Source organism: Bradyrhizobium sp. Crot121 (assembly GCF_059512385.1).
In genome coordinates this window covers 1-1,342 of the sequence record NZ_JCAMOR010000241.1, presented here as the reverse complement: position 1 = coordinate 1,342, position 1,342 = coordinate 1, and the positions used below count along the sequence as shown (strand labels likewise).

The window sequence follows — 1,342 nt, the reverse complement described above, 5'->3', positions numbered from 1 at the left end:
GGAGCTCGTTCAAATACCTACGCGGGTCTGGACTCTTTCGTTGACCTGAATGCGCCGACGCCATCCGAATTGCGCGACGATGCTCAATCACCGCCGGTGCTCGGCCCTGCCGGCTTTGTCGTCGGCGCATCGGGCTCGCTTGTGGAGCTTGAGGATATCGGACCTCTCGTCGGCGAGAATTGGCAGCATGGCTCCCGGCCGGTGCCGGATTTCCTGCTCGATGCCCTGGATAACATCGGCGTCCTGCCGACCCAGTTCAGCGGCCCAAGGCAGGTCTCCATCAACGGTGAGACCTACTCGATCACATTGCGGACGCGAGGACGCCGCGATGCGCAATTCATCCATCATCCTCGCCCTTCCCCCGTCCCAGATGCCCGGACCGGTACGTCAGTTACCGGCGCCTCTTCCGCCGGCCGCAGCGGACGCGTGCTAGGTGCCACGGACTGGCTGTCGAACGAGCATATCCAGCGGGACTATGAGCTCCTGACACAGGAGTTGCAGGAGAGCAATCCGGATCTCGCCGCCCGGACGCAGTTCGTGAATCCCCTGATAGCCCAAATGGTGCGGTCAGACGCGCTCGCGGCACAAGCACTCAATTGGATTGGCCATACAGACGACTTCCTGTTCCTGCCGGTAAACGATGCCGGCGCGGAGATAGAGCGGCGCGGCAGTCACTGGTCGCTGCTGCTGATTGATCGCAGCGATCGGTCAAGGCCGGTTGCCCATTACTACGATTCTCTGATGGTAGACGATGGGTACGGCTCTCAGGTGGGATATAATGACCGGCCCGCAGCGGAGCTCGCAAGACGGCTGGGGGCCAACCCGCAACGGGCCGCAATGCGCCAGCAGAGCAACACCTATGATTGCGGCGTCTTTGTCGTGGACGGCACCCGGGAGCTGGTCAGGCGATTGGCAACAGGACAGCCGGACCTGCTGAACCTTAAGAACCTCAGGGTCAGTCGGCTGGCCCTGCAAAACCGGCTCAGGAGCTGAGGTCGGCTTGTGTCGATAGAACTGGCTGAAGCGGCTCTCGCCGACACCGGCCAGACCTTGTGTGCGAGGCTGAATCCGACAGTCGAAAGGCAAAGCTGGCGAAGCTGCTGACCAGTCGGCCAAAAGGCTGCGCGGCCCTTTCGAAGGAGGCGAGATTGAACCGGGCCATTCGAGCCTACCGGATGAATCTCGAAGGAATCCTTTCGAAGCACAGGCTGCGGCGGCCGCGACCGACGCATCGTTCTTGATCCGCTGGTCGATCCAGGAAATCCGTAAGCGCTAAGCCGATACCCAGGGTTCGGGGTTAGATTAGATGTGCGAAGAAGCGTCCGGATTGAACGGAGGTTTG

The 1,342-nt window shown here is 61.4% G+C and carries 1 protein-coding gene; it reads left to right on the top strand.

Translation table 11 applies throughout. The annotated features are described in order from the left end of the window. Window positions 1-993 (top strand): Ulp1 family isopeptidase (locus AC5ZGW_RS46285; RefSeq protein ID WP_496114171.1); only part of this gene is annotated, 993 nt, incomplete at its 5' end. Window positions 994-1,342: the final 349 nt, after the last annotated feature.